Source organism: Sphingobacterium sp. UBA2610 (assembly GCF_002339225.1).
GTDB classification, from domain to species: Bacteria; Bacteroidota; Bacteroidia; order Sphingobacteriales; family Sphingobacteriaceae; genus Sphingobacterium; species Sphingobacterium multivorum.
Genome location: NZ_DDKA01000023.1, coordinates 321,088 through 336,873 on the forward strand (window position 1 = coordinate 321,088; position 15,786 = coordinate 336,873).

The window sequence follows — 15,786 nt, forward strand, 5'->3', positions numbered from 1 at the left end:
CCGTGCATTCTCCCGATACACGGCTTTTCTGTTTTATTATGGTGTGATTAGCTCACGGTAAAAATCAAGGCTTTCAATAATATCTTCCTCAGAAACGTAGATATCATATTGACAACTGCCAATTTGGTCAAGCAATGCAAAACCGATCTGATTGGACAAGTTTTTCTTATCATTTCGCATCAAATCCAACAAGGCTGTATCAATGGATGAATCAAATGTATAATCTTTAAAGTATTTTCTGAAGGTTTGGATCAAATCGTTTAATTCATCCAAAGGCAGACCATTCAATTTATGCGATAGATACCCCTCACAAATCATTCCCGCTGCAATAGCTTCTCCATGTAATAAAGGTGAAGCATCGTTCAACAAAGAGTATCCCTCAATAGCATGACCAATTGTATGACCAAAGTTTAATATTTTACGTAGTCCTTTTTCTTTCGGATCCTCAAGGATAACACGGTTTTTGATCGAAACAGAATGCTTGACCAAAGAATTGTCGATTTGATCGATCTCTAATGTTTTCACTCGCTCATAGTAAGCCCGATCGAAGATCAGTCCATGTTTAATTACTTCAGCAAAACCTGAGATTAACTGACGCTGATCTAGGGTTTTCAAAAACTGGCTTGAAATAAATACTGCTTGAGGTTGTGCAAAAGTTCCAATAATATTTTTCACACTGCCCATATCAATGCCGGTCTTACCTCCTACCGATGCATCTACCTGGGAAAGTAAAGTCGTCGGAATTTGAATAAAATCCATCCCTCTTTTGAAAGTTGACGCTGCAAATCCCCCCATATCGGTGACTACCCCACCACCCAGGTTGATCATCAACGAATGCCTATCCGCTCCGAAATCGAGCATATTATGCCATACGCCAATACAGAAATCAATATTTTTATTTTCCTCGCCAGGATCTACTTCTATCACGTCATAATTCGCCAAATTGGGTAAGGCCTGCTGAAATAAGGGTAAACAATTATCCAAGGTGTTGGTATCCACCAAGACGATGATCTTTGAGTAACTGCGCTCAGCTAAAAACGCCTCCAAAGAGGCCAACGTATCATCAAAATATACCTGATAGCCCAAACTTTCTATGACTTCCATTCTACGATTCTTTAAGGTTTAAGTTTTCTATTTACCAATATTGTTTAATATTACACCAATTTTATTTGCATCCCATCAAATTCAACAACATCTCCTGGTCGCAATTTGAGCCTTTTCCGGTAATCGACCTGCCCATTATACTTTACATACCCTTCCGCTACAACCCATTGAGCCATAGCACCATGCTCCACCCAATTTAAAGCTTTAAGTAACTGTATGAGCTGGATATATTCGCCCTCGATTTTAAATTCTTGCATTTCACAAAAATAGTGGTTTCACTGAGGAATACAACAATTATCATCGTTTTAATGCTTAGTAAATTGCTACATTTGCCTTATTGCAAATAAAGATTATGATTGAGAATTCTGAGCCCAAGACATTATCCTTTGATAATACAGAGATTGCTTTTAAAAGTAAAAGCGATAAGGATTTGGAAAGAGCGTATTGGTTATTCAAAATAATAGCGAATAACTTCTTGACAAAAGTAGGTCCATCCATGACCAACTTTGCACTGAACATCGGATTACCTATCCAGGGTATCATCCGTAAAACAATCTTCAAGCATTTTTGTGGCGGAGAGACCATCGAAGGTTGCGAAAATGCGATTAACGAATTGGGAGAGAATGGTGTAGGAACAATATTGGATTATTCCGTTGAAGGAGAAGAAACTGAAAGTGCATTTGACGCTTGCTGCAACGAGGTATTGCGCACCGTAGTCGCGGCCAGTAAAAACAAATACATTCCATTTTCAGTATTTAAACCAACTGGATTAGGCCGATTTGAACTGTTTGAAAAAGTCAATGCAAAGGAAGCCTTGACAGAAAGTGAACAGGCAGAATACCAACGTATGTTGGATCGTACCGATCGCATCTGTAAAGCTTGTCATGCAGCTGGTGTAAAAGTTTTAGTAGATGCTGAACATTCATGGATCCAAGATGCAATTGACGATATCGCTCGTGAAATGATGGAAAAATACAATATGGAAAAACCAATTGTATATAATACTTATCAATTGTACCGTAGTGATAAGTTGGCATCTTTGAAAGCTGACTTTGAATACGCCAAAGTTAGAGGATTTCACATGGGTGCTAAGATCGTTCGTGGTGCCTATATGGAGATCGAACGTGCTCGCGCTGCGCAAAAAGGTTATTCCGATCCCATCCAGCCAAATAAAGAAGCTTCCGATAGAGATTATAATGAAGCTATTGAATTTATCTTGGACCATCTGGACAACTTTGGACTAATGGCGGGTACACACAATGAGGACAGTAGCATGCTACTTGCAAAGGAAATTGACAGACGCGGTATCGACAGATCAATCGACCGTATTTACTTTGCACAATTATTGGGTATGTCTGATAACCTGAGCTTCAATTTAGCTGCACACGGCTACAATGTTGCCAAATACATGCCTTACGGACCGGTGAAAGCAGTGATGCCATACCTTTTCCGTAGAGCACAGGAAAATACTTCAGTCGCAGGAGCGACAGGTCGGGAGCTCGGGCTTTTGATCAAAGAAAAACAAAGAAGAAAAGCTAGTCGATAACGACTAGCTTTTTTTATAATTGGCGCGCATCAAGTCCATCTACTCAAGGAACTATGCTCAAATGGTCTCCAAGAAACACCCTACTTTTGAAAAGCACAAAAGCACTTCACCTATCGCTCCCCTTCGCACTTTTGAAACAAGCTAATTACAAAATCATTCCATATTCTTGAAACAATTATTTATGTTTGCAAACTTTTCCCTTAAAACAAAGTTCATACTGGAAGGGTGCTCCCGCGGAGCTTAAAAGAATAAGATTTGAAATGGAAGAAAAACTTAGATTATTTGATCTTGCACGTCAACAGATGGGCAAATACCCCAATCTTGATATGTTTGCGCACAAAGTGGACGGCAAGTGGAATTATATCAAAACAGCAGATTTTCTTGAACAAGTAGACAATCTCTCCAAAGGGCTGATTGAACTTGGCGTGGAACCCAGCGAGAAAGTTGGTCTCATTGCCGGCAGTAGCATGGAATGGCATATGATTGACTTTGCAATCCAGCAAATTGGTGCAGTCGTGGTGGCCATCTATCCAAATATTACCGATACAGACTATCAATATATTTTTAATGATGCCGAAATCAGGGTTTGTATCGTCAGTAACAAAAGCTTGTACGATCGCCTGATGAATCTAACCGATTCAATCTATACATTGAAGTATCTTTTTTGTATCGCCGAACAGGAAGGAACACGCAGCTGGAAAGAACTTAATGATATAGGCTCCAATTGCTCCCCAGAAAAACTAGCAGCACTCCGCGATCAGATCAAACCTGAAGATCTCGCTACCCTGATTTACACTTCCGGAACCACAGGGAAACCAAAAGGCGTCATGTTGTCGCACAATAATATCTTTTCCAATGTATTGGGCGCAGCAGAAATTACCCCTTGTAAAGCTTATGACCGCGGACTGACCTTCCTCCCTCCTTGTCACGCCTACGAGCGTATGGTTTTATATACCTATATGTATCTTGGCTTTACGATCTATATCGCAGAATCTTTTGACAAGATTGGTGATAATCTGAAGGAAGTAAAACCTCATATCATGGCCGTTGTCCCACGTATTCTGGAAAAAGTTTACGAGAAAATCATGAAAACAGGCCACGATCTCACTGGTTTCAAACGCAAAGTATTTGATTGGGCTGTTTCAGTTGCAGAAGAATATGATCCAAATCCTGAGAAAAGAAGTCTATCCTATAATCTCAAACTAAAGCTTGCCAAGAAACTTGTCCTTAACAAATGGTATGAGGCTTTGGGTGGCGAATTGCTTACCGTTGCCTCTGGATCAGCCTCTCTTCACAGCAAGTTAACACGTGCCTTCTTAGCTGCAGGAATTCCATTATATGAGGGTTACGGCATGACCGAAGCCTCCCCACTCATTTCAGTCAATCATTATATCAAAGGTATTCGCATTGGCACTGTTGGACTTCCTGTACGTTTTGTTGAAATAAAACTCGCCGAAGACGGAGAGATATTGGTAAAAGGTCCCAACGTCATGATGGGCTATTATAAGAATAAGGCAGAGACGGATAAAACCATCATTGATGGATGGTTGCACACCGGAGATATCGGGAAGTGGGAAGATGAAAAATTCTTAAAAATCATTGACCGAAAAAAAGAGATGTTCAAAATTTCGGGCGGGAAGTACGTTATACCACAACCTATCGAAACCAAGCTCGTTGAATCTAAGTTTATAGAACAGGCAATGGTAATCGGTGACGGGATGAAATTTGCCTCTGCCTTTATTGTGCCAAACTATGCCCATTTATTGGATTGGGCCAGAACAGATGCTCCTGAACTTGCAACCATGACAAAGGACGATTTTCTGACTGACCCTGCCATTGTAAAAAAAGTCAATCAGGAGGTACGTCGTGCAAACCAACACTTTGGTAACTGGGAGCAGATTAAGAAACCAATTATTTTAACCGATGAATTTACTATTGAAAATGGAGAGTTAACACCAACCTTAAAAATGAAACGGAAGGTCATTCTCGAACATCATCAAGAAGAGTTCAATAACCTCTATCAAATGGAGATGGATTAAGGATCAACTGATCAAAATTTTGACACAGCGCGTTATATTTAAGCGCGTTATATTTATACGAGTAAAATATGAAATTATTAAAGGATAGAATCCATCATGACGGTAAAAGTCTTGCAGGAGGCATACTTAAAGTAGACAACTTCATCAATCACCAGATGGACCCCGTATTGATGAAATCTATTGCGGTGGAATTTGTCCGTCGTTTTGCAGACCTCCCGATCAATAAAATCATTACAATTGAAGCAAGCGGAATAGCCCCAGCGATCATGCTTGGCTACCTTTTGGAATTACCGGTTGTATTTGTGAAAAAAGCAAAACCGACCACCATGGTTGATATGTATGTAAGCCAGGTGCATTCATTTACTAAGAACCGAACCTATGACATCTGTGTCAGCAAAGAGTTTCTTACGCCGAGCGACAATGTTCTTTTTATAGACGATTTTTTGGCCAATGGGAACGCCGCTTTTGGTATGCTCGATCTCGTTAAACAATCGGGGGCTTCAGTTTTGGGCATGGGATTTATTATCGAAAAATCCTTCCAGGAAGGTGGTAAAAGATTAAGAGAATTGTCCGATTTAAGAATTGAATCGTTAGCGCGGATAAAGTCGCTTGAAGTGAATAAAGTCAGTTTCGAAGAAGACTAGCAAAAAGAAAAGCCTCATCTCCCTAAAGATTGAGGCTTTTATATTCAAACAACAAGATAAATTCTTTCTAATCCCAACGGTAGTCGTTGTAAAAATCTTCAGGATGTCTGCTAATTGCAACATCTTTTACAATCCGAATATTGGCTGCTCCCAAGTTGACATTCAACATAAACGAAGGCACGTTTGATGAAAAATTCCAACGGCCATTGCGCATATACACGTAACCTCCTCTGTAAGGGTCATAGAATGTTTTGTAATCTCTAAAGTATACATGGTGTCTACTATCGTAACGATGTGCACTTGCCCAGGCCGGTGCTCCATGACGGTACCCTTTTCGGTATGACTTAGCTACTTCTTTATGATACTTACGGTCTTCTTTTTCGCGTTTTTCTAAATATTTTCGATATTCCTTATCCCTTTTCTCTTCATATTTTCTACGCTCTTTGTCCTGTTTCCACTCACGTTCATGTCCCCGATACTGAGCGGACGATTGTTGTGGAGCCATTAAGACAAGTCCTCCTATTGCCAACGCGAAGTATATCATCTTTCTCATAACAGTATAATTTAAATTTAAAAATTAATTTCACTCCGCCTGTGTTTCATTCTTTTTTACAAGCGTTTCTATGGGTATGACACCAATGTTTGAACAAAGGTTTAATCGGTCAATATGAATTTAATTTGTTCCGCAATATATAGAATCCATTATTCCAATTTAACGTATCTTTGTACCATGTCAAATACGGGATATATCACTGAAGATACCATTGTTGCATTAGCGACATCTTCCGGAACAAATGGAGCTATCGCTGTCATACGCGTTTCAGGTCAGAATGCCATAAAAATTACAAACGAAATATTTAAAGGAAAGAACCTGCTTCAACAAGCATCGCATACTATCCATTTTGGAACCATAAGGGATGGCGAAGAGATTATAGATGAAGTACTTGTTTCTTTATTTGTAGCCCCGAACTCCTACACGAGAGAAAATTCGGTGGAAATATCAACGCACAACTCCAAATATATTATCGAGCGCGTTGTAAATTTACTGATCAAAAAAGGAGCACGTGCTGCTCGTCCAGGAGAATTTACCCTACGTGCATTTCTCAATGGCGGCATGGATTTATCGCAAGCAGAAGCAGTTGCCGATTTAATTGCATCCAATTCTGCAGCTTCGCATCAAGTGGCGATGCAACAAATGCGGGGCGGTTTCTCCAATCAGCTTAAATCCCTTCGTGAAGATCTCATTCACTTTGCATCACTAATTGAATTAGAGCTTGATTTTTCGGAAGAAGATGTGGAATTTGCGAACAGGGATCAGCTAAAAAATCTAATCAACAAAATACAGGTCATTGTTCAAAAATTAATACAATCTTTTGAACAAGGTAACGTCCTTAAAAATGGTGTTCCTGTTGTCATTGCCGGGAAACCGAATGTTGGAAAATCAACCCTATTGAATGCTTTCTTAAATGAAGAACGTGCCATTGTTTCCGATATTGCAGGGACTACACGTGATACGATTGAAGATGAAATTAATATTCATGGCGTCACATTCCGATTTATTGACACTGCAGGTATACGTGAGACGGCAGATGTTATTGAAGCAAAAGGAGTTGAGCGTACCCGTGAAAAGATGAAACAGGCACGATTGATCATTTATCTTTTCGATCCTACACAGGACAAAGTTGAAGAAGTACAAGCTCAATTACCAGAAATCGAGCGACTACAAATTCCATTTGTCACCATTATCAATAAATCAGATTTGCTTTCTGAGGCGCAAAAAGACGTTTACAATGTCCTTAATCCGCTCTACATTTCAGCAAAAGAGCAAATTGGCGTCGAGGAATTGAAAGACGAATTGATCAATCGTGTACAATTAGGAAATTTGAATACAGATGATGTTATGGTCACCAACATCCGTCACGTGGAAGCGCTACAAAAAACAGCAGATTCACTGGAACGCGTAATATATGGTATTAACAATCCGGTCACTTCTGATTTCCTAGCAATGGATATCCGCCAAGCGCTATATCATCTTGGTGAAATCACGGGAAGTGTTTCGACAGACGATTTATTGGATAATATCTTCTCGAAATTCTGCATTGGCAAGTAAATCATAGCCTTAATGATCGCGTTATACAACAAAGAGCAAGGTCCGACCATGGTCGGACCTTGCTCTTATTAGTGAAAAAAAACATACAAATCCAGAGCAGAGCAGAGCCAAGAACTAATTGGCTTCAAGTTGAATATCACCCGAAATTAGTCCTTCGCTTTTTGCCCTTACCTGTATTTTGCCTTTGTTTTTGCTCGTGACAATCGCCAAGGCTTTACCATGAAAAGCATTGCGGGAAGCAGATTGGAAGCTCGTCAGATCCGTCGTATTGCCATTGTCTGTCGCCAAAATTTTTGCACCATCTCCCTCCACTTCAAATTCGATTTTATCGTCTGCATAAGGAACGATCGTGCCAAACTCGTCCACGATATAAGCATGTACAAAGGAAAGTTCTTTCTTTGCCGAATTGAAAGTCACATTTTCTGCAAACAATTGTATACGATGCGCTTTCGCTGCGGTACGGATCGTTTTACTTAGCAGTTTCTTGCCACCTTGAAACGATATTACTTCAATCTCCCCTGGTTTGAATTCAACAGCTTTAAATACAAGGTCGTACCGATCTGGGTCTTTGGACTGCTCCCTTATCCTTTTACCGTTCAGATAAAGCTCCACCCGGTCAGCCTGATTAAAATATACCACGATATCTACCCGATCACCTTGCTTCCAATTCCAATGAGGTAATACATGTAAGACCGGCTTTTCTGTCCAGACGCTTTGATACAGATAGTAGACATCTTTCGGAAATCCAGCTAGATCCACAATACCAAAGTACGAACTTCGTGCCGGCCAGGTGTAGGGTGTTGGTTCGCCGAGATAATCAAATCCTGTCCATACATACATGCCCGCAATATGGTCGTACTTTTCCATCAACCTCAAGCTTGTCTGATGATTTGATCCCCAAGGTGTAAATACATTGTCGTAAGCCGATATGTTCCTGTCTTTGTTCCCGCCAGAAAAGGGAATATCCCATCGTTCTGGCCACATGCGACTAGAATCATATGGCACCAAATCATACGTTCCGCGGCTTTCCAATGCCGAAGTACTTTCCGTTACGATAAACTTCTTTTCAGGATGATCTTGTGGGAAGCTTGCCCATTTCTTATGGTTATAGTTATAGCCAATCAAATCTACCGCCGAACTCATCAGCACCGGATTGGCTTTGGAGAGTTCATTATTGGCAATGGTGGTCGGACGTGTGCCATCCAGACTATCGACGATTGCTGCCAGCGCAATCGGAATCGCTGCACCATCAGCTTTGGAATGCCATTGCTCCTGCGCTTCATTGCCCAAGCACCATATAAACAACGACGGATGATTCCGGTCCCTTTTGATATGGTCAACAAAGTCCCGCTTGTACCATTCGTCCCAATATAAATGATAGTCATAGGGATTTTTGCGCCCTTTCCAGACATCGAAGGTTTCACTCATCACAACAAAACCCAAGCTATCGCAGAGATCCAAAAACGCTGGCGCCGCAGGATTGTGTGATGTCCGTATTCCATTCACCCCCATTTCTTTCATGATGCGAAGCTGACGTAATGCTGCAGATCGGTTGAATGCCATGCCCAAAGCGCCGAGATCACTATGTAAACAGACCCCACGGATTTTAAGCGGCCTCCCATTGAGCATAAAGCCCTGTTGCTGATCGAAGCTAAAATTACGTAAGCCAAATTTCGTAAGCTGTTCATCTACAACCTGACCATCAACAATAAGTTTAATCTTTGCTGTATATTGATAGGGATTTTCGATACCCCATAAGATGGGATTTATGAGGACTATCTGCTGATCGAGGGGATGCAGACCTGCCTTGAGGGCGTTCAACGTAGTACGTTTACTCGCTAGAACAGCACCTTGAGCCGAAAGAACCTCTGTCAGTAGCGTAATCTTTTTTGATTCCTCAGGGTTATGCTCAATTTCCAGGGAGAGATCCACGACAGCACGTTTCTCACTGAGCTGCCCAGCTCTTATGAAGGTACTGTTCGTTCCTATGCTGACTGGATTCCGGCTGATTAATTTGACATCCCGATAGATCCCCGACCCCGAATAGAAACGCGAATTGGGCTGATTCTTATTGTTTACTTTTACTGAAAGCAGGTTTTCCCTACCATCCCAGTATAAATAAGGGGAAAGCTCATATTCAAATCCGATATAACCATTGGGTCTTTTTCCTAAGAAATGCCCATTGATCCAGACCTCACTGTTTTCGTATACACCTTCGAATGCAATAAATATCCGTTGCCCTTGCTCAGCCCGAGCCAGTTTAAACGTTTTTTGATACCATCCTACGCCACCATCAAGGTAAGCAGCCCCGCTACCTGCGGGACTGCTTTCTCTAAATGGCATTTCGATACTCCAGTCATGTGGTAGATCGAGCTTTCGCCAGCCCTCTCCTTTTCGTCCATTGCTATATTGCTGGCTGCTGTCCCGTTTAAACCACCAGCCCCCATTAAAATCAATAACCTTTCTGGACTGTCCACTTAAAGAACCCGCCGTCGCAAATAACAGGATCAGTATACCTATTATCCGGCTATACCTAGTATCAACTAATTGCTTCAGCATACATTTATGGGGTCTTATTGTTATTCTTGGCATCTTCGGCCAAACTCTCCTTGTAGGTCTTGCTGATAAAATTAAAGGTCAGCATGGCCGCTCCGTCATTCGAAAGCACGGGATCTCGCAATACGGCTAATTGCATGGTATTCTCGGTCAGCGACATAATACGGACATCGCCCCAGTCGACGACGATTCCATCTTGTGGCTTTCCATGTAAAGGCGACGCCCCAGTCATACGGATGGTTTTCTTTTCGGTATCAATGTTAAAAGTCCCCTTCTGGACTTTACCTAGCATGGCATGATTCACTTTGATGTTTGCACCGCCTTTCAGGTCAAAAGTCATACTTCCATAATCGCCTGCAGGCATAAGCCAGCTATTGCCTTTCCAATCGGGTTCCCAGCTCCAGCTATCGCTGTTTAAAGGCGCGGCTGTTTTATTGATGCTTCCCCACCAGTCACCGGTGCCGTAAAAATACATTGGACCTTTAAAGTAGCGAGAAATGCCCTCAGCATCCAGATCGAGGTACCAGGTTTTCTCTTCTCCCGCCCCACCTGTCAATAAGGTCCAAGTCTCGTCACTGATAAACTCGGCATACATCTGATCGATATTGAATGTCACAGGCTCGCCGTAGACGATGCCACCACGCGTCTCGACACCAAATTTGACAGTGTACTCACCAGGAAAAGGCATTCTTAGGGTTACCTTTTTCTCTTGACTCCGCCCCTGTGGATGCTCCCACAATGGGGTGTATTTTGAATCCATCAAGCTGGTTAAATACACAATATTGGGATTATTGGCATCATGTTCAACAGTAAAGGCCTTTCCCTTGTCCAACTGTGCCGATGTGACATCGATGTCTCCCAATATATAATTCTCAGGAGAACAGGCTCCAAAGAGTACCATCGCCGCAAAAAAGCAGATGGCATAGGTGAATATCTTTTTCATGTTTGTCTATTTATAATTCAACTAATAGTGAGTCCTCGTATACTTGTGTTTAGTTCCATCCAGCATTTTGTTTCAGTACACCATTGGATAAGGTAATCTGCTTATTGGGTATTTGCATAAATCCTTTCGTTGTCAAAAAACGCTCTTTAGTCACGATGACCTTCTCGGGTACAGATCCACTTAGCACATCCTCTGTTGTTTCTAGTGTTGCGGCGGCATTATTCAGCCCCTGCCGCAATACATCCCAATAGCGGATACCTTCAAAAGCAAATTCAAATTTTCTTTCTTTCAGAATATTGTTTTTTGAAACTGCTAGCGACACAAAATTGGTCTTATAAGCTCTTTTTCTTACCTCATCAAAGTATTTCTGCGCGTTTGCGGAACCGAGTTCTGCCGCCATAAGCAAGACATCAGCATAGCGGATGACAAAGTAATCCTGGTCTTGGGACAGTTGCATATCCTTATCCCCACCTGTATTGGTGGTCCCATCCGGCAATGCCGTGGGGGCGTATTTTTTTATGGTGTAACCTGTATACTCACGCTGGTCTTTGAGGTCAAATCCAGTGATGTTCTCGCCATCGATATCAATAATTGAGGCGGTTTTGCGCGTATCCGTGTTGTCAAACTCATTGAAAAACTTTTTGCTTACCGTACATGCCCCCCATCCTTGGCCATAGGGCGACCAATTTTTTCCGCGCAAGCCCAGAAAGACGACCCAGCGGTTGCCATCAACATAACCGTTGTAGTTCGATGTATTGTTGAATTTCTGTGCAAATACAACCTCTGCATTTCCCTTGCCGGCATATTTGGAGATATCTAGTGTATTATTGCTTGCATTGGGGATATAACTCGCTGCTGGCCACAGATTTTTGAAATCAGCCACCAACGCAAACTGGCCGCTACCGATAACCTCTTCCAGTCCCGCCAGGGCTTCGGCTTTGGAGACACCGATATCCTCGCCACCATAATAACCTGAATAAAATAGATAAACACGGGCTAATAGCGCTTTTGCTGCAAATGGAGTAGCCCGGCCATCATTGGTTGCCGCAGCTGACTTGGGGTAAGCTGTGGCTGGGATATTGGCAGCCGCAAATTTAAGGTCCGAAACAATCAGTTGATAAATCGCTTTGGGATCCGACTGTGGAATATTCTCATTGGTCGGGCTCGTTAGCAAAGGTATGTTTTCGAATAGACGGACGAGATCAAAGTACATGGTCGCCCGTAGGAACTTCGTTTCCCCTTCAATACGTGCCCGCGCTGTTGTGTTGCCTGAAAAATCAGTGCCATCCAATTTTCCCAAGAGTGTATTGCAGCGAAAAATTCCCGCATAGTAATCAGACCAGGTACCATCAAAGATATTATTGTCCGATTGGGACTGCGCAATATCAAAACGGTCTATTGCCTGAAATGATCGACCGTCTGTTGTACCTGTTCCGCCAAAACAATTGTCGGCGGACACCTCTGCTGTCAGATAGAAAGATTGGCTCCCATTGGAGGTCGTCCGTTGATAACCATCATAACAGCCGACCAAAGCCATGTCAGCATCGGCTATGGTTTTATAAAAATTGCTTTCCAAAACGCTTGTCATCGGTTCGACATCCAAAAAACTGGATGAACATGATCCTAAGATTAAGGACCCAAATAACATGGAATGATAGATATAGCTCGTTTTTTTCATGATTTCTTGTGTTTAGAATTTAACATTTAGGCCAAATAATACAGTCCTTGGTCTTGGATAGTAACCAAGGTCGATACCCGACACCCAACCATCGGTTCCATAACCGATCTCGGGATCCATCCCATCATATTTGGTGAACGTGAACAGGTTTTGTCCTTGAACGTAGAAGCGGATCTGATTAGCATACTTCCATTTGATCAGCTTCGACAGATCATAACCTAAGGTCACATTGCTGATCCGAAGAAAGTCTCCATCCTGAATATAAAGGTCTGAAAACTGCCAATTGACATTCGTTTCCGTAACACGGGGAATTGTACTGGAAGTCCCCTCTCCGGTCCATCGGTCTAATATTCGCGTGGTATAGTTTGCTTGTTTATTGGCATGATTGCGGTAAGATTGTACAATTTTGTTTCCCAGGGAACCGTAGGCATTCACCGAGAAATCAAATCCTTTATAATCCAGTCCAATATTAAATCCATAAGTAAAATTAGGCATGCCCACACCCAGATTTGTCTTATCCGAGGCATTAATAATACCATCACTATTCTGGTCTACATATTTCACATCGCCCGGTTTCACATCCGCTTGAAGGATACCTTTCCCGGCTGTTTTCCAGGCGTCGATCTCGGCTTGGTTCTGGAATAGGCCGTCTGTCTTATACCCCCAGAAGTAGCCAATGGGTAGACCATTTGCAGCACGATAAAATTCTTCCGAATTATCGTATAACATGGCTGTCTGTCCATGGATAATGCCATCTTCAGTCGGAATCTGTCCCACCTTATTTTTGTTATAGGCACCATTTACCCCAAGACGATACTTGACTTCATTGATCTTATCCGCCCAATTTAGGCCCAATTCCACCCCTGTATTCTTCACGTCACCGCCATTGATAAAAGGGGGCAACGTTCCGGTTGTCGCCAAAACAGGCGCTGTAACCAGCCAGTTCTTGGTCTTTTTGACATAAAAATCGGCAACAACATCCAGGCGGCTGTTCGCAAATTTGGCGTCAAATCCAATATTGGTCTGTTCGGAAGTTTCCCAGGTCAGATTCGGATTGGATAAGCGGCTCGGATAAGCACCGACGATATTATTATTGCTCGTTCCAAAGACATAATGTGCTCCGGGGTTGGAGGATGTAATGCCTGTTGAGGTACTGATGGGTGCCGCATATTGAAAATCAGCGATATCCTGGTTACCCACTTGCCCCCATGAAGCACGAAGTTTAAAGAAGTTTACAGCCGCTAAATGTTCTTTAAAAAACTCTTCGGAAGAAATGACCCAACCTGCCGATACCGAAGGAAAATATCCCCAGCGATTGCTGCGCGAAAATTTAGAGGATCCATCTGCACGCAATGTAGCATTCAACAGGTACTTTTCCTTATAATTATAGCCCAGCCGTCCAAAGTACGAGACCCTACGGGTGATGTTCTCTGGCTTTCCAGACACCGTACGCGTTTCGACGACGTTCCCTTTTTCATCCAGGTGCGCCTGGCCTGTGGTATTGTCCAAATAAGCATGTGCAAAATCATTGAACTGCGAAAGCAGATTCCAGTTGGATCCTGAAAGGTAAGTTCCCTGGTAACGTAGCGATTCCATACCGACCATAGCCGAAAAACGATGATCCGTATGGATATCAAAGTCATAGGAAGCCGTATTTGTCCAAGTCAGCGTATGACCTTTGCTCATGTTCTGCGAGGTTGTTGTATGATCTTGATTGTAGGTGTAGATAGAGAATCGATACATGGGCGTAAAACTTCTATATTCTGAAGCATAATAGTTGAATCCCAGCAATGACCGGATCTTCAAGCCTTTGATCGGTTCGATTTCCGCAAAGATATCGGCCAATAATTTTTGACCATCATTGGCATTGTTCGAATTGGTCATCATCACCCCATATGGATTGCTGTCACCATTGTACCATGGTGAATTGGAGGTATCATTATAAGGACTTCCGTACAAGCCATTGTCCGAATACACCGGTGACAAGGGCGAAGTAGCAAAAGCACCGCGCAGCGTATTGCTGTACTGATTGCCGACACTGATGCCTCGATTTTTGATGTAGTTAAAGTTGAGGTGCTGACCTATTTTCACAAAGTTATCGAAGAGTTTATGTTCCGAGTTCGTACGGAAACCATAACGCTGATAGTTGGAAACGTCTTTACCACCTACAATCCCCTCCTGACCAATATAATTCATCGATAAGGCGTAGGTGGATTTTTCATTGCCCCCGGTCAGAGCAACATTGTAATTGTCCATTTTTGCATTATCCTTAAACATGTAATCCATCCAATTGGTATTGGCCAGACCATCCATGCTGTTAAAATCAATCACCGCGGCTCCCGAATTCAGTGATTGCTCATTCATGATCAGCTTGTACTGATCTGCATCCAGCAATTTTGCTTTACGCGAAACGTTCTGAATACCCGTATAGCCATCAAACGACAACACATTTTTTCCGGCAGCCCCCATTTTAGTGGTAACCAGGATAACCCCATTTGCAGCCTGCGAACCATAGATGGCTGCCGAGGCGGCGTCTTTCAGTACATCGATAGATTGAATATCGGCCGCATTCAAGACCGAAATATCCCCCCCTGGGACGCCGTCGATGACGTATAAAGGGCCTGAATTGCCAATTGTTCCCAGCCCCCGTACGACCACCTTCATATCTGCTCCCGGCTGACCGGAAGTTGATGTAATGGATACACCCGGTGCTTGGCCCTGAAGCGACTGCAGCGGGTTCAATTGATTGCGTTTCTGCAGTTCTTCACCCTCCGCCTTCAAATTGGCTCCCGTATTCAATTTTTTCTTTTGTACACCGTAGCCGATAACCACCACCTCTTCGAGATCGGAAGCTTGCGGCTGTAGGCGGATCACCATATTGGGACCAGTAATTTTAACTTCCTCCGTTTTGTACCCTACGTAAGTAATGGTCAATATAGTCCCTGTGCTGGCCCCAAGAGAAAACTTGCCCGACTCATCGCTACTCGTTGAAATCTTCTGATTCTTTACGCTGATACTCGCTCCCCCGATCGGCAATCCTGAATCAGCCGAAACAACTGATCCCGTGAAGGATTGTGCCCAGACCAAAGAGGTCACACTGGTCATGACCACGACGGCCATGCCCCTGCTCAACAATTGTTTGCTTATCATATGTCTTGATTTATAA

11 protein-coding genes are annotated in these 15,786 nt (G+C 42.7%); 4 read left to right on the forward strand and 7 right to left on the reverse strand.

What is annotated here, in order from left to right; translation table 11 throughout:
• Positions 1-36: 36 nt before the first annotated feature.
• Positions 37-1,104: a 3-dehydroquinate synthase gene (aroB, locus tag B4Z47_RS17345; protein ID WP_070568725.1), complete on the reverse strand. Its 1,068-nt coding sequence runs from the start codon at positions 1,102-1,104 to the stop codon at positions 37-39.
• Positions 1,105-1,154: 50 nt separating this feature from the next.
• Positions 1,155-1,361: an RNA-binding S4 domain-containing protein gene (locus tag B4Z47_RS17350; RefSeq protein ID WP_070568728.1), complete on the reverse strand. Its 207-nt coding sequence runs from the start codon at positions 1,359-1,361 to the stop codon at positions 1,155-1,157.
• A 95-nt stretch (positions 1,362-1,456) separates the two neighbouring features.
• Here B4Z47_RS17350 and B4Z47_RS17355 point away from each other — a divergent pair, with 95 nt between their 5' ends.
• The 3 genes from B4Z47_RS17355 to xpt all read left to right on the forward strand — a co-directional run bounded on the left by B4Z47_RS17355 (position 1,457) and on the right by xpt (position 5,333).
• A complete protein-coding gene (locus B4Z47_RS17355) occupies positions 1,457-2,650 on the forward strand; it encodes a proline dehydrogenase family protein (RefSeq protein ID WP_046675892.1) in 1,194 nt (397 codons plus the stop codon).
• A 260-nt stretch (positions 2,651-2,910) separates the two neighbouring features.
• A complete protein-coding gene (locus B4Z47_RS17360) occupies positions 2,911-4,689 on the forward strand; it encodes an AMP-dependent synthetase/ligase (RefSeq protein ID WP_070568731.1) in 1,779 nt (592 codons plus the stop codon).
• 68 nt (positions 4,690-4,757) lie between these two features.
• Complete coding sequence (gene xpt / locus B4Z47_RS17365; protein WP_070568735.1) at positions 4,758-5,333, forward strand: xanthine phosphoribosyltransferase; 576 nt, start codon at positions 4,758-4,760, stop codon at positions 5,331-5,333.
• A gap of 67 nt (positions 5,334-5,400) precedes the next feature.
• Here xpt and B4Z47_RS17370 read toward each other — a convergent pair whose 3' ends face one another.
• Positions 5,401-5,886: a hypothetical protein gene (locus B4Z47_RS17370; RefSeq protein WP_070568738.1), complete on the reverse strand. Its 486-nt coding sequence runs from the start codon at positions 5,884-5,886 to the stop codon at positions 5,401-5,403.
• A 177-nt stretch (positions 5,887-6,063) separates the two neighbouring features.
• Here B4Z47_RS17370 and mnmE point away from each other — a divergent pair, with 177 nt between their 5' ends.
• A complete protein-coding gene (mnmE, locus tag B4Z47_RS17375) occupies positions 6,064-7,443 on the forward strand; it encodes a tRNA uridine-5-carboxymethylaminomethyl(34) synthesis GTPase MnmE (protein WP_070568741.1) in 1,380 nt (459 codons plus the stop codon).
• Positions 7,444-7,557: 114 nt separating this feature from the next.
• Here mnmE and B4Z47_RS17380 read toward each other — a convergent pair whose 3' ends face one another.
• From B4Z47_RS17380 to B4Z47_RS17395, 4 genes are read right to left on the reverse strand one after another with little or no spacing between them, the layout of a single operon-like run.
• On the reverse strand, positions 7,558-10,002 hold the full coding sequence (locus B4Z47_RS17380) for a glycoside hydrolase family 2 TIM barrel-domain containing protein (protein ID WP_115048094.1): 2,445 nt from the start codon (positions 10,000-10,002) through the stop codon (positions 7,558-7,560).
• 4 nt (positions 10,003-10,006) lie between these two features.
• The gene (locus B4Z47_RS17385) at positions 10,007-10,942 is read right to left on the reverse strand and encodes a hypothetical protein (RefSeq protein ID WP_070568744.1); all 936 of its coding nucleotides are present in this window, start codon (positions 10,940-10,942) and stop codon (positions 10,007-10,009) included.
• A 49-nt stretch (positions 10,943-10,991) separates the two neighbouring features.
• Positions 10,992-12,620, reverse strand: coding sequence for a RagB/SusD family nutrient uptake outer membrane protein (locus B4Z47_RS17390; RefSeq protein WP_070568747.1), 1,629 nt, complete (start codon positions 12,618-12,620; stop codon positions 10,992-10,994).
• Between the two features lie 12 nt (positions 12,621-12,632).
• Positions 12,633-15,770, reverse strand: a complete 3,138-nt coding sequence (locus B4Z47_RS17395) for a SusC/RagA family TonB-linked outer membrane protein (protein ID WP_201303509.1) — start codon at positions 15,768-15,770, stop codon at positions 12,633-12,635.
• Positions 15,771-15,786: the final 16 nt, after the last annotated feature.